The organism is Ensifer sesbaniae, assembly GCF_013283665.1.
In the GTDB taxonomy this organism is placed as follows: domain Bacteria; phylum Pseudomonadota; class Alphaproteobacteria; order Rhizobiales; family Rhizobiaceae; genus Ensifer; species Ensifer sesbaniae.
The window spans coordinates 1,677,127-1,697,670 of the sequence record NZ_JABEKU010000002.1; the positions used below are offsets into that span (position 1 = coordinate 1,677,127).

18 protein-coding genes are annotated in these 20,544 nt (G+C 61.9%); 11 read left to right on the plus strand and 7 right to left on the minus strand.

Annotated features, from left to right (window positions below):
- Positions 1 to 9: 9 nt before the first annotated feature.
- Complete coding sequence (locus BHMPCIPO_RS25585; protein ID WP_173519539.1) at positions 10 to 720, minus strand: GntR family transcriptional regulator; 711 nt, start codon at positions 718 to 720, stop codon at positions 10 to 12.
- A 364-nt stretch (positions 721 to 1,084) separates the two neighbouring features.
- Between BHMPCIPO_RS25585 and BHMPCIPO_RS25590 the strand changes: the two genes are divergently transcribed.
- Together BHMPCIPO_RS25590 and BHMPCIPO_RS25595 are read left to right on the plus strand one after the other, a co-directional pair.
- Positions 1,085 to 1,231 carry a DUF1127 domain-containing protein gene (locus tag BHMPCIPO_RS25590; protein WP_173519540.1) on the plus strand — a complete coding sequence of 49 codons (147 nt, stop codon included), beginning with the start codon at positions 1,085 to 1,087 and terminating at the stop codon, positions 1,229 to 1,231.
- Between the two features lie 292 nt (positions 1,232 to 1,523).
- The gene (locus tag BHMPCIPO_RS25595) at positions 1,524 to 2,039 is read left to right on the plus strand and encodes an EVE domain-containing protein (protein WP_173519541.1); all 516 of its coding nucleotides are present in this window, start codon (positions 1,524 to 1,526) and stop codon (positions 2,037 to 2,039) included.
- Positions 2,040 to 2,221: 182 nt separating this feature from the next.
- Here BHMPCIPO_RS25595 and BHMPCIPO_RS25600 read toward each other — a convergent pair whose 3' ends face one another.
- From BHMPCIPO_RS25600 to BHMPCIPO_RS33715, 3 genes are all read right to left on the minus strand, one after another.
- Entirely contained in the window at positions 2,222 to 3,022 is an 801-nt protein-coding gene (locus BHMPCIPO_RS25600) for a class I SAM-dependent methyltransferase (protein WP_173519542.1), read from the minus strand.
- A 164-nt stretch (positions 3,023 to 3,186) separates the two neighbouring features.
- The gene (locus BHMPCIPO_RS25605; protein ID WP_173519543.1) at positions 3,187 to 3,867 is read right to left on the minus strand and encodes an adenylate/guanylate cyclase domain-containing protein; all 681 of its coding nucleotides are present in this window, start codon (positions 3,865 to 3,867) and stop codon (positions 3,187 to 3,189) included.
- A gap of 125 nt (positions 3,868 to 3,992) precedes the next feature.
- Positions 3,993 to 4,562: a cupin domain-containing protein gene (locus tag BHMPCIPO_RS33715; RefSeq protein WP_173519544.1), complete on the minus strand. Its 570-nt coding sequence runs from the start codon at positions 4,560 to 4,562 to the stop codon at positions 3,993 to 3,995.
- Between BHMPCIPO_RS33715 and BHMPCIPO_RS25615 the strand changes: the two genes are divergently transcribed.
- Complete coding sequence (locus tag BHMPCIPO_RS25615; RefSeq protein ID WP_210266649.1) at positions 4,527 to 4,886, plus strand: hypothetical protein; 360 nt, start codon at positions 4,527 to 4,529, stop codon at positions 4,884 to 4,886. The genes BHMPCIPO_RS33715 and BHMPCIPO_RS25615 overlap by 36 nt on opposite strands.
- 161 nt (positions 4,887 to 5,047) lie before the next feature.
- On the opposite strand, the gene BHMPCIPO_RS25620 is transcribed toward BHMPCIPO_RS25615, so the two are convergent.
- Positions 5,048 to 5,992, minus strand: a complete 945-nt coding sequence (locus BHMPCIPO_RS25620) for an AraC family transcriptional regulator (RefSeq protein ID WP_173519545.1) — start codon at positions 5,990 to 5,992, stop codon at positions 5,048 to 5,050.
- 191 nt (positions 5,993 to 6,183) lie between these two features.
- Between BHMPCIPO_RS25620 and BHMPCIPO_RS25625 the strand changes: the two genes are divergently transcribed.
- From BHMPCIPO_RS25625 to BHMPCIPO_RS25650, 6 genes are all read left to right on the plus strand, one after another.
- The gene (locus tag BHMPCIPO_RS25625) at positions 6,184 to 7,647 is read left to right on the plus strand and encodes an alpha-glucosidase/alpha-galactosidase (protein ID WP_173519546.1); all 1,464 of its coding nucleotides are present in this window, start codon (positions 6,184 to 6,186) and stop codon (positions 7,645 to 7,647) included.
- 112 nt (positions 7,648 to 7,759) lie between these two features.
- Positions 7,760 to 9,844 (plus strand): ABC transporter substrate-binding protein, encoded by a 2,085-nt coding sequence (locus BHMPCIPO_RS25630; RefSeq protein WP_173519547.1) that lies wholly within the window; start codon positions 7,760 to 7,762, stop codon positions 9,842 to 9,844.
- A gap of 69 nt (positions 9,845 to 9,913) precedes the next feature.
- The gene (locus BHMPCIPO_RS25635; protein ID WP_173519548.1) at positions 9,914 to 10,924 is read left to right on the plus strand and encodes an ABC transporter permease; all 1,011 of its coding nucleotides are present in this window, start codon (positions 9,914 to 9,916) and stop codon (positions 10,922 to 10,924) included.
- Positions 10,921 to 12,048, plus strand: coding sequence for an ABC transporter permease (locus tag BHMPCIPO_RS25640; RefSeq protein WP_173519549.1), 1,128 nt, complete (start codon positions 10,921 to 10,923; stop codon positions 12,046 to 12,048). Before BHMPCIPO_RS25635 ends, BHMPCIPO_RS25640 begins: the two co-directional genes overlap by 4 nt.
- Before the next feature lie 5 nt (positions 12,049 to 12,053).
- Positions 12,054 to 13,733 carry an ABC transporter ATP-binding protein gene (locus BHMPCIPO_RS25645; protein ID WP_173519550.1) on the plus strand — a complete coding sequence of 560 codons (1,680 nt, stop codon included), beginning with the start codon at positions 12,054 to 12,056 and terminating at the stop codon, positions 13,731 to 13,733.
- A 22-nt stretch (positions 13,734 to 13,755) separates the two neighbouring features.
- Positions 13,756 to 15,129 (plus strand): alpha-glucosidase/alpha-galactosidase, encoded by a 1,374-nt coding sequence (locus tag BHMPCIPO_RS25650; RefSeq protein WP_173519551.1) that lies wholly within the window; start codon positions 13,756 to 13,758, stop codon positions 15,127 to 15,129.
- Positions 15,130 to 15,237: 108 nt separating this feature from the next.
- On the opposite strand, the gene BHMPCIPO_RS25655 is transcribed toward BHMPCIPO_RS25650, so the two are convergent.
- Positions 15,238 to 16,608: a sensor histidine kinase gene (locus BHMPCIPO_RS25655; protein ID WP_173519552.1), complete on the minus strand. Its 1,371-nt coding sequence runs from the start codon at positions 16,606 to 16,608 to the stop codon at positions 15,238 to 15,240.
- The gene (locus tag BHMPCIPO_RS25660) at positions 16,605 to 17,279 is read right to left on the minus strand and encodes a response regulator transcription factor (RefSeq protein WP_173519553.1); all 675 of its coding nucleotides are present in this window, start codon (positions 17,277 to 17,279) and stop codon (positions 16,605 to 16,607) included. The genes BHMPCIPO_RS25655 and BHMPCIPO_RS25660 overlap by 4 nt, the downstream gene beginning before the upstream one ends.
- Before the next feature lie 348 nt (positions 17,280 to 17,627).
- Here BHMPCIPO_RS25660 and BHMPCIPO_RS25665 point away from each other — a divergent pair, with 348 nt between their 5' ends.
- Together BHMPCIPO_RS25665 and BHMPCIPO_RS25670 are read left to right on the plus strand one after the other, a co-directional pair.
- A complete protein-coding gene (locus BHMPCIPO_RS25665) occupies positions 17,628 to 19,010 on the plus strand; it encodes a patatin-like phospholipase family protein (protein WP_173519554.1) in 1,383 nt (460 codons plus the stop codon).
- 210 nt (positions 19,011 to 19,220) lie between these two features.
- Complete coding sequence (locus tag BHMPCIPO_RS25670; RefSeq protein WP_173519555.1) at positions 19,221 to 20,480, plus strand: ABC transporter substrate-binding protein; 1,260 nt, start codon at positions 19,221 to 19,223, stop codon at positions 20,478 to 20,480.
- Positions 20,481 to 20,544: the final 64 nt, after the last annotated feature.

Below are 20,544 nucleotides of genomic sequence, written 5' to 3' on the forward strand. Positions count from 1 at the left end.
CAAAGGCTCCTACAATGCAATATCGAGCTTGTTGTTGCGGGCAAAAAGCTTTTGCACCTGCTCGACGATCTGCTCGGCATGCGCCTTGCCGAGACGGTCCGCCGCCTCAACGTCGCGCGCTGTGATCGCGGCGATGATTTCCGCGTGCTCGTCGACGAAGCGCTGCGGGAACTGCTCCTCGTAGGACTGGTAATAGAGACGCAGGATCCGCCGCCCCTCGTCGAGCAGCCGGCGGAACAGGCTGGTGAAATAGGGATTGCGGCCGGCCTCGGCGATCGCCGCATGGAAAGCGGCATTGGTGGCGATCATCGCCAGCGCGTCGCGCGATTGAACGGCCGCCGCATAATCCTCGTGGAAGCCGCGAATGATCGGAAGGTCTTCCGGGCGATGGTTTTGCGCCGCAAGCCTTGTTGTGACCCGGTACATCAGCACCAGCGCGTCGAAGAACGGATTGAGATTGAGGAAGTCGATGTTGGCCACCATCGTCGAACGGTTCGGCAATGTGTCGATCAGTCCCTCGCCGGCAAGCCGCACCAGCGCCTCGCGGATCGGCGTGCGTGACATCTTCAGCCGTTCGGCGAGTTGCACCTCGTCGATCGGGCTGCCAGGCGGCAGCACAAGGTCGAGGATCTCGTCGCGCAGGAGGTCGTAGACCATTTTCACGCCGGAACCGCGCTTGCGTTCGGGGATGGGGCTGTTGTCGGTGTCGATATCGGTCATCTCAGAATCCTTTGTCGACAAAAGAAATACTTGTCTCCGTCGTGGGGATCAACAGCTTCCGTGTCGACGATTGTGCGAGGCTGACATATTCAGACGCGGTGCTTTGCCCGCTGGCAACCTGTTCAAGGTTACCCGCCGGCGTGATCAGGGCCGTCCGGATAGCGTTGCGGCATTGCTGATCTCATGCGAGCAGAAGGGCCGCTCTGCAGCCGTCGTATCGACCCATGCATTTCCCACATGGGAGCGCTGACTTTTGAGCGCTACAACTTACCAAGGGCCCTGAGCTATAAGGTGTTCATCGAAGCGAGACGAGGCGCCACGGACTGGCTGCCAGGCTTCGAAGCCCATTGAAAGGGGGATCAAGATGAATATCGCACGCTCTTTTAACAACTGGCGCAAGTATCGTCAGACGGTCACCGAACTGGGCCGCATGTCCAACCGGGAACTCCGGGACCTCGGCATCGAACGCGCCGACATCGACCGCGTCGCACGCACGGCCTTCGCCCGCTAAGGCGATCCACAAGACTGACTAAATTGCCCAAGCGCCTGCATCTCCTGCGGGCGCTTTTGTTTTACAGCCTTTCTTACGCCATCGTCTTCCTGCACCTCGATCTCGCCCTTTAACAAAATGATTAGTTTATCCAATTAAGGCGCCGTCGCTCTTGTCGGCTAAGAGTTTGCGCGCACCTTCGACAAGGTTTGAGTCCAAGCAAATGGTATGGAGGCGGCTGCGGCAATGCTGACAGAATCTGGCAGGGGTCGCGCGTAAAGTGTTCCCATGATCAGAGATAGAGGGATGACCGATGTCGGCGCGTGACATGTTTGAGGTGGGCGTAGGAAGCAGGCCGGGCGAGCGCAACTTCTGGATCGGCGTGGTTCCTGGCGATGACGGGCAGCATGCGTCGCAAGGCGGCTTCTCGCAATTTGGCTACGGCAAGGTTCAATCGTTGACGCGGATGAAGGCGGGCGACGGTTTTGTCGGCTACGCACCCAACGCGGCGTTCCACGGGCGCGGCCCCCACCCGTGCTTTACCGCCATTGGTGTGGTCAGGGAGCGCCTGCCCTATTTCTTCGGCATGAGCGGTTTTGCCCCGCACCACGACGACATCGACTGGGCCGACGGCATAGAAGCTCCGGTTCGCCCATGGCTGGACAGCCTGGAATTTGCCGAAGGCAACCGCAACTGGGACCAGAAGCTCCGTTTCGGTCATCTTGCCGTCAGTGAGCGCGATTTTCGCGTCATTGCCCAAGCAATGCACGCCGATCTCGGTTTGGTCTTTCCGAGAGTGCAGGCTTTTCCCCAACAACTGGCCGGGTAATCGCCAGCGTTTGGGACCCTTGCCGCATGCCGCGTGATGAAACCCAACGCAAGACGACCGTGCGCGTTGTCCGGAGAGTCGTGCGCGTAGCCATTCGAGTTGTCCCTGGCGATTTCCGCGGATACCGTGGGACACTCCTTTCTCTCGGGATGGCGTCCAAAACTTGCCTCGAAGTTTAGCGTCTACTGCCGGGTTTGGACCTCACCGCGCACGGCCCAGAACAAGGTGGCAAAGGAGCGTGGGCCGTCGGCCATTCCACAAAGATACGCGGCTTTGACATGGCGCTCTAATTCGCTGCGGTGCGCGTCTTGGAGGTTAGTGACATAGCTACCGGTCTTTCCCTGACCCGTGAGAAAGCCGGACCAATAGTCTCCGAACGACCGATACTCGAACATCGCGCCGAGTTGTTCTTCCACCACATTCGCGAAACCAACGGCACCGAACAGTCCTGCGAGCCCGCCATGCCAACCCAGTGGCTTGGATACCATTTCGTCGCGCATCGCCGCGCCATCAGGATCGAGCACCGCCGCCGCGTCCCAAACCAAGCTGAACGGCGTCCAGCCACAGCGGAAGTTGTTGACAACCACCGCTACGGTGCCAGCCGGCCGCGTGACCCGCCGGAGTTCGCGTAAGCCTCGGGTCGCGTCCGGAATCAAATCCAGAGCGAGCATAGACAAGGCGCGTTCAAAAACGCCATCCGTGTAGGGCAGATCCAAGGCATCACCAACGTCAAAGGTGACCGTCTTGTCGGCAGTCGCGCGTCGCGCGAAATCGACATAGGGCAGTGACAAATCGATGCCGGTTGCGCGTGCGTTCGCCGCCGCGATTGCACGCGTCAAATGTCCCGTGCCACAGCCGACGTCCAGAACGCGTTCGTTGGCTGAAACACCGGCAAAGCGCACGAAGGCAGGCGCGAGATGCTGACTGCCCCGCCCAACATACGCTTCATAGGCTTCGGGGTTTGTTGCCACGAACCCAGCCATGTCGCACACCTCACCAGGAACTGGCCGATCATTTCACTGCCGCCGGTAGGCGGTCAAGACGCAGCCGCACGAGAACGCCGAAAGCAGACTACGGTTCAGCGTGGTGCAACCTGTTCGAGCGCTTCAGCGATGCGATTGGCCGAAAGCATGCAAAGGCTCAGTCATCATGGTTCCTTGGCGATCTTCAGCTTGAGCGCGTATGTCTGGGGTGATTTTCTATACGCCTCCTCGCAGAGCGGTGAGCAGAACCAGAGGCCTTCACGAACTGCGCGCTTGTAAGCTGAATAGGGCGCATGCATTTTACAAACCGGATCGACCCATCCCGGGTCGGCCGACGGTGCAAGCTCGATCTCAAACAGTTCAACTTCGCTTGCCACGGAGCGCAATGCCTTAGGACCGAGGTTCTTGACCATGACGCCTCTTGCTTGAGCGGCCTCGGCGATCGGGCGCGTCGCGAGTAACTGGCCGGGGGAGGCGAGAGCGGCAACACGGGCTGCAACATTGACCGTCGAGCCGAAAATGTCGTCATCCCTGCGAATGACCGGTCCGTGATTTACGCCAGCCCGCGTCAGCGGCAACCGCGAATCCTTCCGGCATGCCTGCAACAACGTGCCAAGTGCCTGAATTGCCAGGTCTGGATCCGGAAAGGCGAGCATCGCCTCGTCGCCAATCCATTTGAGCGGCGGCTGGTAATCTCTAAGAGAAGTGCGAACCATGTTCTCGAAAAGTTCGAGTATGTAAATTGCAGAAGCATCGCCATAGACGTCGGCAATTGCGCTGAACCCGGCCAGGTCGACGAAAGCGACGGTTGTAGATGCGTTGGAGTATGTCCCATTCTGTCTCATGACGCTTCGCACCGCTTCATATGTGTTGTCGCAGTCTAGCTCACCCAGTGGGATAAACCCAACGTCCGATTTCGACGGGGATTATGCCGAGTTTGTAAGCCACCGCAGCCATTTCGTCACCCTCTTCACGAATGTGGTGGGTATGATGCCGACGGCATATCTGACCGCATGGCGCCTGGCATTGGGGCGAGCCGTCTCGAAGCAGGCAGCAGCGTGAAAACGGCGGCGGCACGGGTGGGATTTGGCAGCGCCGCCGCGTTCTCGCGAGCTGCAAGCCGAGCAAGGACGTCAGTGCGCCATTGTCGCGCCGGGTCGTCATGCACAGCGACCAGGCAAGGATAAAGTGTCGGATGGGCAAGCCCAGCCAATAGGCCCGCATTGACTGTTGCCTGGTCAATCGCTCGCCGGACGGCCAGTACGACAATGATCTCACGGATGTGGTCCTGGACGGTCCCTCCGCCACATCGGCTGTTCTCTACCTCGGCGACCAAGATGTCGGCCAATCCGCGCATCTGTGGTTGCTCTTCCAATGAGAAGACCAGCTCTTCAGGCAGCGCGCCAACGAGCGGATTGGCCGCTCCGCCAAAGTCGATCTTGGCGGCCGCAAGAATGGCAAGGCCGCTTCGCTGCAAGGGGCCGCCCAAGACCCGGAAAAGGATATGCGTGGGACCTTCGCCATCGCCATCGTATTCCATCACCTTCCCGGTCAGGACGCCAAGCAGTCGATCCTTCGCGACATCGCCACGCGGCTCAAGAGCGGAGCGCCATTGATCCTAGCGGGAAACCACTACGCATATGCCTCGCAACCTCTGATGATGGCGGCTTGGGCGGAGCGCTGGCGCATGAACGGCGCGAGTGGAGACGAGATCAAGTCCAAGCTCGGGAAGATCCTGCAAGGTGCCGACCCACCGGAATCCGAGGACGCCGTGGCGGCCCTCTTGATCGCCGCGGGGTTCGAAAAGCCGCAGCGCTTCTTCTCGAGCCTGTTCTGGGGGGCCCGGATCACTCGGCGCATCTGAATAGTCCCCTCCGTAGCAGCTTTTACCCGATGGGGAGCGTTTGCCGCAGGAGATCTCGCACGATCCATATCGAGGACGTCCTTGCCGCGTGAGCGACGCTGCTCGCGCTCAAAGCGCCGGGGCTGGCATTCGGCTCCCAGATGCGATTAGCACCGAAGTGGCTATGCCGGCCTCGCCCGGTCCGGCTGTTGGTTCGTGTCCACGGGCGGGGCCCCCACCGAGCCCGCCGGCACGCTTGCATACATGCCGGTCGTGCGGAATTCGGTCGGACTCAAGCCGAAGGAACGACGGAAGACCTTTGCGAAGTAATTGGGATCTTCGAATCCCGAGAGGATGGCCACTTCCTTGACCGGCAGGCTCGCCGTCTTGGTCAAGAGCTTCACGGCGCGCTGCAAGCGCTTCTGCAAGACATATTCGGCCGGCGCCATGCCTTCGCTGGCGGAGAAGACGCGTGAGAAATGCGCGCGGCTCAAGCCCGAGACACGCGCCAGCTCCTCGACCGGCAGGGGCTTTCCCAGATTGTTCATGATGTGATCGACGACCCGGTGCATCGTCCGATGCTCATGGCTGAACAATGGATGCGAGCCGAAGACGTCGTCATAGAGCGCCATCGCTGCCTCGTACGCAATCGCGGAAGCGCGCCCCGGCGTCTCGCCGCCGCGGATGAGCCGCAGGCTGCAATCGGCGAGATGCTCGATGGTTTCCGGCTGCAGCTTCAGGACCGGGCCGGTTACGGCGAGGATGGCGCGGTGAATGCGCAAGGCCTCGTCGCCGTTCATCGATATCCAGAAGAATTCCCATCGCCCGCCGTCTTCCAGCCAGTAGCGATGATTGTGCGGCACGAGCAAGAGCAGCGTCTCGCCCTCGCGCACCCGATAGCTGCGGTTCTCGTAGCGCAGGTTTCCGGCGCCGGCGATCGTGTGCTGCAGCACGGTGAAGGGTGTGTTGCCGCGCTTTCTTCCATCCCAGTCATAGGTGGCGTTGGTGCGGATTTCGTAGCCGGTGCTGGTCGGCATTGTGTGCAGGCTCTGGCGTCCCCGCGGCAGCGAAACGGTCCGCATGACCGGGCCGTTATTGATCAAATCTTGCAGCATGAAATTACCCATAAAAGCACAATACCGCTCTGGCGGGGTCGGCAATTATAAACATAATGACCGACCAATCGCGCAACGGCCGGCGCTTTCGGCCGAGCCAAAAGCTGGAACCGCGCGGAAGTTGCGCGTAGTAGCGGGGCAAATTCGTGAATTGATTTTACCCTTCTCAAGAAGTGGCGCAGTCCAGGAGGAGTGAAAAGAGCATGGCAAGTTTCAAGATCGCCATCATCGGCGCCGGCAGCATCGGCTTCACCAAGAAGCTCTTCACCGACATTCTCGCCGTGCCGGAGCTCACCGACATCGAAGTCGCGCTCACCGATCTCAGCGACCGCAATCTGGAGATGATCAAGGCGATCCTCGACCGGATCGTCGAGGTCAACCGCCTGCCGACGAAGGTAACGGCGACGACCGATCGGCTGAAAGCGCTGGAAGGTTCGCGTTACATCATCAGCTGCGTTCGCGTCGGCGGCCTCGAAGCCTATGCCGACGATATCCGCATCCCGCTCAAATACGGTGTCGACCAGTGCGTCGGCGACACGATCTGCGCCGGCGGCATCCTCTATGGCCAACGCAACATCCCGGTCATTCTCGATTTCTGCAAGGACATTCGTGCCGTCGCCGAACCGGGTGCCAAGTTCCTGAACTATGCCAACCCGATGGCGATGAACACCTGGGCGGCGATCGAATACGGCAAGGTCGACACGGTCGGTCTTTGCCACGGCGTCCAGCATGGCGGCGAGCAGATCGCCGAAATCCTCGGCGCCGGCGAGGGCGAGCTCGATTACATCTGCTCCGGCATCAACCACCAGACCTGGTTCGTCGATGTCAGGCTCAAGGGCCGCAAGATCGGCAAGGACGAACTGGTCGCCGCCTTCGAGGCGCACCCGGTGTTCTCCAAACAGGAAAAGCTCCGGATCGACGTGTTGAAGCGCTTCGGTGTCTATTCGACCGAGAGCAACGGTCATCTCTCCGAATATCTTCCCTGGTATCGCAAGCGCCCGGAGGAAATCACCCGCTGGATCGACATGTCGGATTGGATCCACGGCGAAACCGGCGGCTACCTCCGGTATTCGACCGAAACGCGCAACTGGTTCGAGACCGAGTTTCCGCAGTTTCTGGAGGCAGCCGGTCTGCCGCTCGACCCGAAGAAGCGCTCGAACGAGCATGCGAGCCATATCCTGGAGGCGCTGGAAACGGGCCGGGTCTACCGCGGTCACTTCAACGTCAAGAACACTGGCGTCATCACCAATCTGCCCGCGGATGCGATCATCGAATCCCCCGGTTTCGTCGACCGCTTCGGCATCAACATGGTCTCCGGCATCACGCTGCCCGAAGCCTGTGCCGCCACCTGCCTATCCTCGATCAATGTCCAGCGCATGTCGGTGCATGCGGCCATCACCGGCGACCTCGACCTCTTGAAGCTGGCAATGCTGCACGACCCCTTGGTCGGCGCCATCTGCACGCCGGAGGAGGTCTGGCAGATGGTCGACGAGATGATCGTCGCGCAGGCTGAGTGGCTGCCGCAATACGCCCATGCGATCGATGGCGCCAGGGAGCGCCTGAGCCGCGCCACGGTCAAGACGCGTGAGTGGAGCGGTGCCGCACGCCGCCAGGTCCGCTCACTCGACGAGTTGCGCGCCGAGCGGCGGGCCCGCGCAGCGGGCTGATCGATTGCAGCACGTGTCCGCGTGAGGAGACGCGGGCCCGTGCTGCGCGACTGCAGACTTTCTAAGGAGGAGGCCGCGCTCCGGCGCGGCGAAAGAGGGAGAATCTGAGCCAATGACCAGCCACAGACTGACGAAGATGGCGAGCCTGCTGCTCGTCGGTATCTCGACCTTCGCGCTTCAGGCGGCGGCGTCCGAACCAACCGTCGTGCCCGAGCAGCCGCCATTTCCGGCCCAGGGCAAGATCACCTATGTGCCGCGCGACTCGATCGCCGAGTTCAAGGCGCTGCCGGAATATAAGGAACCCGCCTGGGTCACCGAGAAATACGTCAAGACCGGCAAGCTGCCGCCGGTGGCCGAGCGTCTTCCGAAGGAGCCGATGGTCTTCAAGACCGGCAACATGCCCGACGGCGTCGGCGTCTATGGCGATACGCTGCGTCACGTCATCGGCGGACGGCCGGAAGGCTGGAACTACTCGGCCGGCCAGAGCCAGGGCTGGGGCGGCATCGACATCGGCATGTCCGAATGCCTGACCCGCACGGCGCCGCTCTTCCAGGTGGAAGCCAAGGACATCGAGCCGCTGCCGAACCTTGCCAAGAGCTGGGAATGGTCCGCCGATGGCCACAAACTGACGATGCATCTGGTCGAAGGCGCCAAGTGGTCCGACGGCGACCTCTTCGACGCCGACGACGTGATGTTCTATTGGGAGGACAACGTTCTCGATCCGAGCGTGACGCCACTGAACGGTGCGACGCCTGAGACCTTCGGCGTCGGCACGACCCTGAGGAAGGTCGATCAGTATACGGTCGAATGGACATTCAAGGAGGCCTTCCCGCGCCAGCACCTTTATGCCATGGCCTATGGTACCTTCTGCCCCGGCCCGTCGCATATCCTCAAGGCCAAGCATCCGAAATATGCGGGTACGACCTACGACCAGTACAAGAACGCCTTCCCGCCGGAATATATGAACATTCCCGTCATGGGCGCCTGGGTGCCGGTCGCCTATCGTCCCGACGATATCATCGTGCTGCGCCGTAACCCGTACTACTGGAAGGTCGATGAAGCCGGCAACCAGCTCCCCTATATCAACGAGCTGCACTACAAGCTCTCGACCTGGGCCGACCGCGACGTTCAGGCGATCGCCGGCTCCGCCGATCTTTCCAACCTCGAGCAGCCGGAAAACTTCGTCGAGTCGCTGAAGCGTGCCGCCCAGGATACGGCACCCGCGCGGCTTGCCTTCGGCCCGCGGCTCATCGGCTACAATCTGCACATGAACTTCTCTGCCAATGGCTGGGGCGAGCCGGACGAACGCGCCCAGGCCGTGCGCGAGCTCAACCGCAACGAGGATTTCCGCAAGGCGGTGACCATGGCCGTCGACCGCAAGAAGCTCGGCGAAGCGCTGGTCAAGGGACCGTTTACGGCGATCTATCCGGGTGGTCTTTCCTCCGGCACGAGCTTCTACGACCGGCAGTCGACGGTCTATTATCCCTACGACCTTAACGGCGCGAAGGCACTGATCGAAAAGGCGGGGCTCAAGGACACCGACGGCAATGGCTTCGTCAATTTCCCGGCCGGTACCGCCGGCGGGCGCGATGTCGAGATCGTGCTTCTGATCGATAACAGCTACAACACCGACCGCAACCTCGCGGAAGGCCTGATCGGCCAGATGGAGAAGATCGGCCTTCGCGTCGTGCTGAACTCGCTTGACGGCAAGCAGCGCGATGCCGCCAACTATGCCGGCAAGTTCGACTGGATGGTTCATCGTAATGCGGCGGAATATGCCTCGGTCGTGCAGAACACGCCGCAGCTTGCGGCGGCCGGACCGCGCACAAGCTGGCACCACCGCGCACCGGAGGGCGGCCAGCTCGACCTGATGCCGTTTGAACAGGAACTCGTCGACATCATCAACAAGTTCATTGCCAGCAATGACAATGCCGAGCGCGCGGACCTGATGAAGCAGTATCAGAAGGTCGCGACGACGCATCTCGATACGGTGGGCCTTACCGAATATCCGGGCGCACTGATCATCAACAAGCGCTTCGCCAACGTACCGACCGGAGCGCCGATCTTCATGTTCAACTGGGCCGAGGACACGATCATGCGTGAACGCCTCTTCGTGCCCGCCGACAAGCAGGGTGACTTCGAGCTCTTTGCTGAACAACTTCCGGGCAAGCCCGGCGAGAAAGGCCTCAGCAACTAAAGCCAAGCCGCTCCTCCGGCTGCAGGCCGGAGGAGCGCTCCATCACCCCAGCCGACAGAAGGAAACGGCATGTTCAGGTTTCTGCTTGTCCGCCTCGCCTCTGCCATTCCGGTGCTTTTGGTCCTGAGCGTGGCGACCTTCGCCATCATCCAGGCGCCGCCCGGTGACTACAGCGATTACATCCGCTCGCAGCTCATCAACCAGGGTGGCGCTTCCTACGAGGAAGCGGAAGCCCAAGCGCAGGCCTATCGCAAGGAACATGGCCTCGATAAGCCGCTGGCGGTGCAATACGCCAACTGGATGACCGGCATCCTGACGCGCGGCGATTTCGGACACAGCCTCTATTACAACAAGCCGGTTGCCGACGTCGTTGGCGAACGCCTGCCGCGCACGCTGGCCCTGGCGCTCGTCTGCCACATCCTCGCGTCCGTCATCGGCATTTCCTTCGGCATCATCGCCGCAACCCGGCAATATTCCTGGATCGACAGCCTGCTTTCGACCGTGTCCTTCCTCGGCATGACGGTGCCGCGCTTCCTGATGGCGCTGATCATCGTCTATGTCCTCGTCTTCCATTTCAATGTCAGCGAGATCAACAGCTTCCACTCGGCCCGCTACGGCGGCGCGCCCTGGTCCTTTGACAAGTTCGTCGACCTCGTCAAGCATGTCTGGCCGGTCGTTGCAATCGCCACTTTCGGCGGCCTCGCCTACAATATGCGGGTGATGCGCGGCAATCTGCTCGACACGCTGAACGCCCAATATGTCGAGACCGCTCGAGCGAAGGGCTTGAGCGAAGGTGCGGTGGTCATGCGCCATGCCGTGCCCAACGCGCTGCACCCGCTGATCATGTACCAGGGTGTGGTGCTGCCCTACATGCTGACGGGCGAGATCGAGACGGCGATCATCTTCGCGCTGCCGACCGTCGGCCCTGCTATCGTCGGCTCCATGTGGGTAGGCGACGTCTATGTCACCGCCACCTTCATGCTGGTGCTTTCGGCAACCCTCATCCTCGGCAACATCATCGCCGACATGCTGCTGGCCGCGCTCGATCCGCGCGTGCGTCTGGGGGGAGCCCACGCATGACCGTCGAGATTGAGACAGCCCTTCCGTTCACCGTCGAACCCAAGCAGGAGCATCACAACGAAAGCTACCAGGCGCTCGTCTGGCGCCGCCTGAAGCGTTCCTGGACCGGCATGCTCGGCCTGGTTCTCGTCGGCCTGCTGATCTTCATGGCGGTATTCGCCGACTTCCTGTCGCCGGTCGATCCGAAGGCCACGGGCGTCGCCTTTGCGCCGCCGCAGGCGATCAGCTTCACCGACAAGGACGGGAATTTCGTCCTGCCGCCGCGCAGCTACCCTTTGACCGAGGGTGCAGAGCTTGACCCGATCACGTTCCAGCCGATCATCGGCCCTGATTACGATAATCCGCAGATCCTCGGTTTCTTCGTCAAAGGGGCGCCCTACCGGCTCTTCGGCCTGATTCCGTCCGAACGGCATTTGTTCGGCGCGGTCGACGGTTCGCCGGTGCATCTGCTCGGCACAGACAAGTTCGGCCGGGACATCCTGTCGCGCATTCTCGTCGGATCACGCATCTCGCTGATGATCGCCCTCGTCGTCGTCTCGATCGTCACCGTCGTCGGCACGACGGTCGGCATGGCGTCCGGCTATTTCGGCGGCCGCTTCGATGTCTGGACGCAGCGCTTCGTCGAGCTGGTGCTCGCCTTCCCGCAACTGCCGCTCTACCTGGCATTGACCTCGTTGATCCCGGTGACGGCGCCGACCAATGTCTTCCTCGCCTTCGTCATCATCGTCATGTCGGCGCTCGGATGGGCGCAGATGTCACGCGAGGTGCGTGGCAAGACGCTGGCGCTTGCCCGCATCGACTATGTGCGGGCGGCGATTGCCGTCGGCGCCAGCGACCGGCGCATCATCTTCCAGCACATCCTGCCGAACGTGATGAGTCACGTGATCGTCGCGGTCACGCTCTCGATCCCGCAGGTGGTGCTGCTCGAATCCTTCCTTGGGTTCCTGGGCTTTGCGGTCAAGCCGCCGCTGATTTCCTGGGGGCTGATGCTGCAGGACACGTCCACCTATTCCGTCATCGGGTCCTATCCCTGGATCCTGTCGCCCGTCGCCTTCGTGCTTGTCACAGTCTTCGCCTTTAATGCCCTTGGCGACGGCCTGCGCGATGCCATCGACCCCTATTGAGGAGGATGCTCATGACAGAAACTATCGACATCCTCTCCGCTGCTCCCGCCGAGAGAAAGGACCTTTTGGAACGGAATGGCCGACCGATCATCGACGCGCGCAATGTCGCTGTCCGCTTCAAGGTCGAACATGGCACGGTGGAGGCGGTGAAGGACGTGTCCTTCCAGCTCTATCGCGGTGAGACCATCGCCATCGTCGGCGAGTCCGGCTCGGGCAAATCGGTGACGGCGCGCAGCGTCATGGGGCTTCTGTCGAAGCGCGCAACGATTGCCCGGCAATCGCGTATCGAATATGACGGCAAGGATGTGCTCAAGTTCTCGCCGCGCGAGCGGCGGGCTCTGCGCGGCGATCGGCTGGCGATGATCTTCCAGGAGCCGATGAGCTCGCTCAATCCCGTCTATACGGTCGGCGCGCAGATCGTCGAGGCGATCCGGGCCCACCGCAGGATCAGCCGCCGCGCAGCGACCGAACGCGCGCTCGAACTGCTGCGCCATGTGAAGATCCCCGATCCCGAGCTGCGGCTCAACCAGTATCCGCACCAGCTCTCCGGCGGCCAGCGGCAGCGCGTGATGATCGCCATGGCGCTCGCCAACGACCCGGACGTGCTGATCGCCGACGAGCCGACGACGGCGCTCGACGTGACCGTCCAGGCGCAGATCCTCAATCTGATCCGCGACCTGCAGCGCGAGCTCGGCATGGCAGTGATCCTGATCACCCACGACCTGACGGTCGTGCGCCAGTTCTCGGACTATGTCTATGTCATGCAATATGGCGAGGTGAAGGAGCACAACACGACAGCGGCGCTCTTCGCCAACCCCTTGCACCCCTATACCAGGCGGCTGCTTTCGTCGGAGCCCTCGGGCGCCGCCAATCCGCTACCGGACAATGCGCCGATCGTCCTTGACGGGCGGGATGTGAAGGTCTCCTTCATGCTGAAGAAGGGCGGCCTGTTCCGTTCGCAGTTTTCCGAGCTGGTCGCGGTCGACAAGCTCAGCCTCAATCTGCACAAGCATGAGACGCTCGGGCTCGTCGGCGAATCCGGTTCGGGCAAGACGACCTTCGGCCAGGCTCTGATCCGACTGCTCAATGCCGATGGAGGCGAGATCTTTTTCGACGGCATCCCGATCCACAACAAGGACCGCACCGCAATGCGGCCGCTGCGTTCGCGCATCCAGATCGTCTTCCAGGACCCCTTCGCCTCGCTCAATCCGCGCATGTCGATCGGCCAGATCATCGAGGAGGGGCTGGTCGTCAACGGCATTGGTGCCAATCGCAAGGAACGGCTCGACCGGGTGGTGGATGCGCTGACAGCGGCCGGAATGCCGGGCAACATCCTGTCACGCTTCCCGCATGAGTTCTCGGGCGGCCAGCGCCAGCGCATAGCGATCGCCCGCGCCATCGCGCTCGAGCCGGAATTCATCCTGCTCGACGAGCCCACCTCGGCGCTCGATCTCTCCGTTCAGGCCCAGATCATCGAACTGCTGCGCAAGCTGCAGGACGAGCGGGGCCTCAGCTATCTCTTCATCTCCCATGACCTCAAGGTCGTGCGCGCGCTCTGCCACCGGGTCGTGGTGATGCAACACGGCAGGATAGTGGAGGAGGGGCCGGTGAGCGAAATCCTGTCCAATCCCAAGACCGCCTACACCGAACGGCTTGTGAAAGCCGCCTTCGATGTGGCCGCATGACACCAGAAAGCAGAGGCAATCCATGACCAGACAACCTAAGATCACCTTTATCGGCGCCGGCTCCACCGTCTTCATGAAGAACATCATCGGCGACGTGCTGCAGCGCCCGGCGCTGTCGGCCGCGACCATCGCGCTGATGGATGTCAACCCTGAGCGCCTGGGCGAAAGCGAGATCGTCGCCGGCAAGCTGGTGCGCACGCTCGGCGTCAAGGCTGATATCGAGACCCATTCCAACCAAAAGAAGGCGCTGGAGGGTGCCGATTTCGTCGTCGTCGCCTTCCAGATCGGCGGCTACGAGCCCTGCACCGTCACCGATTTCGAGGTGCCGAAGAAATATGGTCTGCGCCAGACGATCGCCGATACGCTCGGCGTCGGCGGCATCATGCGCGGGCTTCGCACCGTGCCGCATCTCTGGAAGATCTGCGAGGACATGCTCGAGGTCTGCCCCAACGCCATCCTCCTGCAATACGTCAACCCGATGGCGATCAACACCTGGGCGATCGCCGAGAAATATCCGATGATCCGTCAGGTGGGTCTCTGCCACTCAGTCCAGGGCACGGCCTACGAGCTTTCGCGCGATCTCGATATCCCGGTTTCGGAGATTCGCTACCGCGCCGCCGGCATCAACCATATGGCCTTCTTCCTCAAATTCGAGCACAAGCAGTCAGACGGCAGCTACCGCGACCTCTATCCGGATCTCGTGCGCGGCTACCGCGAGGGCCGTTTCCCGAAACCCAGCCACTGGAATCCGCGCTGCCCGAACAAGGTCCGCTACGAAATGCTGACGAGACTCGGCTATTTCGTCACCGAAAGCTCGGAGCACTTCGCCGAGTACACCCCGTATTTCATCAAGGACGGCCGGCCCGACCTCATCGAGAAGTTCGGCATTCCACTCGACGAATATCCGAAACGCTGCGTCGAGCAGATCGAGCGCTGGAAGGGGCAGGCGGCCGCCTTCAAGGAGGCCGAGACGATCGAAGTGGCCGAAAGCCATGAATACGCCTCGTCGATCATGAACTCGGTCTGGACGGGCGAGCCCTCTGTCATCTACGGCAACCTCCGCAACAATGGCTGCATCACCTCGCTGCCGGAAAACTGCGCCGCGGAGGTTCCCTGCCTGGTCGACGCATCCGGCATCCAGCCGACTTTCATCGGCGATCTGCCGCCGCAGCTCACGGCGCTGATCCGCACCAACATCAACGTCCAGGAGCTGACGGTGCAGGCGCTGATGACCGAAAACCGCGAGCATCTCTACCATGCCGCGATGATGGATCCGCACACGGCGGCCGAGCTCGACCTCGACCAGATCTGGTCGCTCGTCGACGATCTGCTCACAGCCCATCGTGACTGGATCCCGGAATGGGCGCGGGTGTCGAAGAAGGTCCAGGCGGCCTGACATTTTCTCCCGGTCAGGTCGCGTCGAGCCCCGGAACCTCATGTCTTCTCCCTATGTCCTAGCCGATTCAAGGGCAAAACAGGCAGCAGGTTCCGGGGCTTGCTCTTTTCAAGCCGAAGTCGTCGCCTCCCGCGGCAGCACGATGCGCATGCAGGCGCCGCCGGACGGCGAGCGGGCGACGTCGACATAGCCGCCGTGCAACTGGACGATCTTCTGCACCAGGTTGAGGCCCAGGCCCGCCCCCTTGCCGTCCTTGCGAAGCCGCTGGAATGGCTCGAAGATCCGGTCCGTTTCGCTGCGCGGGATGCCGTCGCCGTCGTCGCACACATCGATCGCGCCTTGCGGGTCGACCTTGACCGTAATCGTGCCCCGTCGGCCGCCATGGTCGATGGCGTTCTGCACGAGATTGGTGAGCGCCCGCTCCAAAGATGCTTCGTCCCCTGTCACCACGACGGGGCGTGGATCCGCCTCGAAGGTCATCTCGTAGCCGGCGCCAAAGGCAAGCGGTGCGAGTGCAACGATCACCCGTTCGGCAAGGGCCGCGAGATCGACGGGCCTGAATTCGTCCTTCTGGGCATCGAGCCGTTCGAGGTCGAGAAGCTGACCTGCCAGGATCGAAAGGCGCGTCACGTCCTCGTTGAGGCGGGTCTTGTCCGGTCCCGGTGGCAGCGAGGCGATGCGGGCACCAAGGATGGCAACCGGTGTGCGCAGTTCATGGGCGGCTTGTGCCAGGAAACGCTTGTGCCTCGTATAGCCCTCGTCGAGGCGTTCGAGCGCATCGTTGACGGCCCTCACCAGCGGCAGGAATTCCGAGGGAACGCCTACGACCGGCATCTGGATGCCGCGCCGGTCGTATTCGATATGCGCCGCATGCGAGGCCGCATGGGAGAGGCCCGACAACATTCGCCGTACGACGACCGGCGTGACCACCACGGTCGCAAAGGCGAGCAGCAACAACATCGGCACGAAGATGGTGAGGAAGGCGCCGGTCGTGCTGAGCAGCAGGCGGCCGAAGGTCAGTTCCCCCTCGGTGCCGCTGAAGATCTGGACGCTACCCGCTGGCGACTCAAGCCATTTGACGACGGCTTCGGGGCGCGCGTTCTTGTCCGGGGAAAGCCTGAAACGGCCGTCGTTCATGTGCTCGAGGCCGGCGATCGCAAAGACGAAGGCTTCGGGCACCTTGCCCTCGGCGAGGCTGTGTCCTTGCTTGTCGCGTACGATGAACCAGATGTTTGCTACCCGCCGGCGCAGCCGGATCAGGTCAGGCGTTTCCTGAAGGACGAGCTTACCCTCGGCGTTGCGAGTGATCGCATCCTTCAACACGTCGACATTGCCGTTCTCGTAGCCGTCGATGAGGTAGCCGGTCACCCAGAGCAGGCCGACGGCAATGGCGATCACAACCAGCGTGGCGACCGTTTCGAACAGCACCAGCCAGCCCACGAGGCGCCATTTGAACGAATGCGGGGCTCTGCCGCTCATGAATCTTCTCTGAGGAGATAGCCCACGCCGCGAATGCCGTTGATGATCACTCCGGCATCCGCGTCTGCAAGCTTGCGGCGAACGCGCGAGATATGGGTGTCGAGCGCGTTCGACTGGATGTCGTCATCGAGGCCGAAGACGGCTTCCATCAGCGCTGCGCGCAGCACCATCCGGCCCATGCGCCGGGTCAGCGTCTCGAGCACCAGAAGTTCGCGCCGCGGCATCTTCAGCGGCGCCCCGGCGATACTTGCCTCGCAGTGCGCAAGGTCGAAGGAGAGACGCCCGACAGTGACAATATCGGACTGCACGGGCACGGGACGCCGCGCCAGCGCCCGCAGCCGCGCCAGCAGTTCCTCGAAGGCGAAGGGCTTGCCGATATAGTCGTCTGCGCCGCCATCGAGGCCGGCAACCCGATCCGCGAGATCGTCGAGCGCGGTCAGCACCAGCACCGGCACATTGTTGCCGCGCGACCGGATCACGGGAATGAGCGAGAGCCCGTCACCATCGGGCAGCTTGCGGTCCAGCACGACCACGTCGTAGACTGCATCGTTCAGGATCAAGGCGGCCTCAGTGAGGTCGCGCGCGTGGTCGGCGACCATCCGGTGATGGCTCAAGGCGGCCCTGAGCGCTCCCGCGAGTTCCTTCTCATCCTCGACCAGCAAGACCCGCATGAATGCGCTTTACCTCGTACAATGTGCTTACGCGCGCGACCCTAACGGCGCTTCATTGAGGGAACCTGTCATCCCGCCGCAAAGTAATCCCGATCGCTGCTGCCGTACAATCTTTCGTTGCGAATGCCGTCCATGACATGCTGTCTCAATGTAGATCCTTAGGCTGGGCGGCAATTGCTCGCGAACGTCAATTTTCGCGGGCAAAACCAACCTGGATCAGGACGCATGAAGGTCAGCAATCGAAAGCGACATTCAATCAAGGAGAAAGGAGAAGGGGCTGCTGGCCGCCACACCGTGCGGCAGGTTGTGGTTGCGCACACAAGGTGGCTTCTGCGGCATGGAACGCTGGTGCTTGCACTTGCTGCGGCGGGCTGCACCGGCCCGGATGTGACGCCGACCAACAGGCGGCTCGAACTGACGACCGGAGCAGTGCCCCGGCAGCAGCCAACCTCGGATGCCGGCGACACCGGTATCGTCCTTGCCTTTTCCGGAGGCGGTGCGCGCTCTGCCGCCTTCGGCTACGGCGTGTTGTCGGCGCTGGCGGAAGAGGCATCACCGGCCGCAAGGGGGCGTCGTCTTACGGATGATGTCGCTGTCGTCGCCGGTGTTTCCGGCGGCGCGGTGCTTGCCTCCTATTTCGCCCTCTACGGCCGTTCGGGCCTTGAAGATTTTCGCAAGCGTTTCCTCGGGCGCGATGTCGAGGCCTCGCTCAGGATGTCGTTTTCGCCGGCGAATATCCTGCGCGGCTATCGCGGCGGGGTGAACGATCTAACCGGCTTTCCTGCGTGGCTCGATGCGAACCTGTTCAAGGGAGCGACACTCGGCACCGTTGCACGACCGGGCCACCCGCGCCTGGTGATCCATGCGACCGACCTCTATAACCGCGCGCCGTTCATCTTCGATCGAGCGTCCTTCACCGCCATTTGCAGCAGTTACGACGACTATCCGCTCGCCTATGCCGTCGCGGCCTCGACCGCAGTCCCGGTGGTGTTTGCGCCTCTGACCTTAAGGAACTTCCGGACCGGTTGCGAGGCCTTGCCGGAAGTGCGCGCGCAGGCGGCGCAATCGCAGCCGCCAAGCTCGCTCGTCGCGCGCGAATACGCCGATTCACTCAGGCGCTACGAAACGGCGAAGGATCTCAACTATCTCAAGCTCTACGACGGTGGTCTGGTCGATGGCGTCGGAACGCAGAGCCTACTGCATCTGATGGGGCGGTCGGCGCCCGAACCCATTCCAGAGGAACGGGCCCTGCGCCTCAGGCACCTGATCGTCATCGTCGTCGATGCCTCGACCCGGGTCGGAGGGGATCTGTCGCAAACCGTGGACAGCCCCAAGGCGCCGGATGCGATCGTCGCGGCCATCGACGCGATGATCAACATCCCCAACCTCCAAAGCTTCGATGCCCTGCACGACCACCTGCCCGCCTGGCGCAACAAATTTGTGAAATGGCGTTGCGGTATGGATGGCGCAAGGCGGGGCTGCGGCGATCTTGATGTCGATGTCATCCGGCTGGCCTTGACCGATATCGTCGACCCGCCGGTGGCGCGGCGGATCATGAAGCTCCACAACAGGCTGGCATTGGATGCGGAGGATGTCGATTTGCTGTCGAGCCTCGGCCGGCGGTTGCTCATCGAGCATCCCGGATACCAGCGGTTCCTGGACCGCATCAGGCGGGGAACGACGGATGGGCGTATCAGCGCCTTTTCGGAGGCGCTCGCGCAATCTCAATAACAGTAAATACTAATGCAACCTCTCTGAATAAGCCTTTTGATGTGATAAACTCATCGCGGGAGCAACAGCCGGCTAAGGAGATGCCGGCCTCCATTTCATCTTGCTGTTCAATCGTTTGTGGATGTCGAGGCAGCGTCTCCACCATGCCGGGCAAGGTCGGGTCCATTGCGAAGTGGCCTTTGACCAACAACTCGGATTGGGAGGTGTACAATGGTTCGCAAACTGTTTCTCGTTTTGGCTGCCGCGGCGTCTGCGCTTGCGATCAACGGGGTCGCCTGGGCCGATTTCACAATCCTCGTGCCGTCGAGCAGTGAAGGTGACGGCCTAAGGGCTGCTGCCGCCGACTACTCGAAAATGAAGGGTACGAAGGTGGAGATCGTGCAGGCGCCTTATGCCAATGTGTTTGAGCAGGGCGCCAATGCAGGAGCGACCAAATCCGGCGTGTTCGACATCATCCTGATGGATGACCCATGGATTCCGTTTTTCGCCGAGAACGGACATCTGGAGGACCTGACGCCGTTCTTCAAGCAGGCGGGCTTGGAGGGGCCGGACACCGATTTCCTTTCGAAGTCGCTGGCAATATGCCGCAACCCGTACAATACGGGTCCCTACGTCTGCCTGCCCTATGTGGGAAACGCGCAGATGTTCTTCTACGACGCCGCGAAATACAAGGAAGCCGGTGTTGACGCCCCCAAGACCTGGGACGACGTATTGAAGGCAAGCCAGGCCCTGACCAAGGAAGGCGGCGGTCGCTATTTCGGTTATGTTTTCCGTGGCGGACAGGGTAACCCGGTCGTCGCCGATTTCATGCCGATCTTCTGGTCCTACGGCGCCAATATGTTCAACGAGGATCGTACGAAGGTGACGATCGATACGCCGGAAGGCGCGGCCGCGATGAAGACATTCATGGCGCTCCGCGACGTTTCTCCAAAGGGGATCGAGAGCTACAACGCCAACGAGGTTGGCACTGCGCTTGCCGCCGGCACCGCAGCGTCGTCAATCAACTGGCCGAACTGGGTTGCGACCTTCGAGGATCCGAGCCAATCGAAAATGGTCGGCAAGATATCCTACAGTCCGATTCCGGCGGGCACGAAACCGGGCAGCTCCGAAATCGGCCATTGGACCATGGGCATCATGTCGGCCTCCAAGAACAAGCAGGAGGCTTTCGACTTTATGATCTGGGCGACCTCGCCCGAGCAGATCAAGATCTCCGCCGAGCGCGGCAATCCGCCGGTCCGCACCTCGGTCTTCACCGACCCGGAACTGACCAAGCAGGAGAAATTCCGCCATTACCCCGTGCTGATGGAGGCGATCCAGGCCTCGACGCCACGGCCGCGTCATCCGAAGTGGCCGGAGATCGAAAATGCCTTCGGGATCGAGCTTTCCAAGGCAGTCGCGGGCACGATCACGCCGGAGGAGGCGCTGAAGAACTCACAGATAGCGGTCGAAGAAATCACCGGCCTTAAATAGGCGGACGCCTATATCGGTGGGGCCACAGGCTCTACTCTCGCGGCCGCACCGGAACCGACCGGTG

Bases quoted from the DNA above. Each gene is read 5' to 3' on its own strand.
- BHMPCIPO_RS25605 (WP_173519543.1), bottom strand. From the start codon at position 3,867: ATGAGACAGAATGGGACATACTCCAACGCATCTACAACCGTCGCTTTC.
- BHMPCIPO_RS25660 (WP_173519553.1), bottom strand. From the start codon at position 17,279: ATGCGGGTCTTGCTGGTCGAGGATGAGAAGGAACTCGCGGGAGCGCTC.
- BHMPCIPO_RS25590 (WP_173519540.1), top strand. From the start codon at position 1,085: ATGAATATCGCACGCTCTTTTAACAACTGGCGCAAGTATCGTCAGACG.
- BHMPCIPO_RS25615 (WP_210266649.1), top strand. From the start codon at position 4,527: ATGCGTGGGACCTTCGCCATCGCCATCGTATTCCATCACCTTCCCGGT.
- BHMPCIPO_RS25670 (WP_173519555.1), top strand. From the start codon at position 19,221: ATGGTTCGCAAACTGTTTCTCGTTTTGGCTGCCGCGGCGTCTGCGCTT.
- BHMPCIPO_RS25600 (WP_173519542.1), bottom strand. From the start codon at position 3,022: ATGGCTGGGTTCGTGGCAACAAACCCCGAAGCCTATGAAGCGTATGTT.
- BHMPCIPO_RS25635 (WP_173519548.1), top strand. From the start codon at position 9,914: ATGTTCAGGTTTCTGCTTGTCCGCCTCGCCTCTGCCATTCCGGTGCTT.
- BHMPCIPO_RS25620 (WP_173519545.1), bottom strand. From the start codon at position 5,992: ATGGGTAATTTCATGCTGCAAGATTTGATCAATAACGGCCCGGTCATG.
- BHMPCIPO_RS25625 (WP_173519546.1), top strand. From the start codon at position 6,184: ATGGCAAGTTTCAAGATCGCCATCATCGGCGCCGGCAGCATCGGCTTC.
- BHMPCIPO_RS25585 (WP_173519539.1), bottom strand. From the start codon at position 720: ATGACCGATATCGACACCGACAACAGCCCCATCCCCGAACGCAAGCGC.
- BHMPCIPO_RS25595 (WP_173519541.1), top strand. From the start codon at position 1,524: ATGTCGGCGCGTGACATGTTTGAGGTGGGCGTAGGAAGCAGGCCGGGC.
- BHMPCIPO_RS25645 (WP_173519550.1), top strand. From the start codon at position 12,054: ATGCTCATGACAGAAACTATCGACATCCTCTCCGCTGCTCCCGCCGAG.
- BHMPCIPO_RS25640 (WP_173519549.1), top strand. From the start codon at position 10,921: ATGACCGTCGAGATTGAGACAGCCCTTCCGTTCACCGTCGAACCCAAG.
- BHMPCIPO_RS25655 (WP_173519552.1), bottom strand. From the start codon at position 16,608: ATGAGCGGCAGAGCCCCGCATTCGTTCAAATGGCGCCTCGTGGGCTGG.
- BHMPCIPO_RS33715 (WP_173519544.1), bottom strand. From the start codon at position 4,562: ATGGAATACGATGGCGATGGCGAAGGTCCCACGCATATCCTTTTCCGG.
- BHMPCIPO_RS25630 (WP_173519547.1), top strand. From the start codon at position 7,760: ATGACCAGCCACAGACTGACGAAGATGGCGAGCCTGCTGCTCGTCGGT.
- BHMPCIPO_RS25650 (WP_173519551.1), top strand. From the start codon at position 13,756: ATGACCAGACAACCTAAGATCACCTTTATCGGCGCCGGCTCCACCGTC.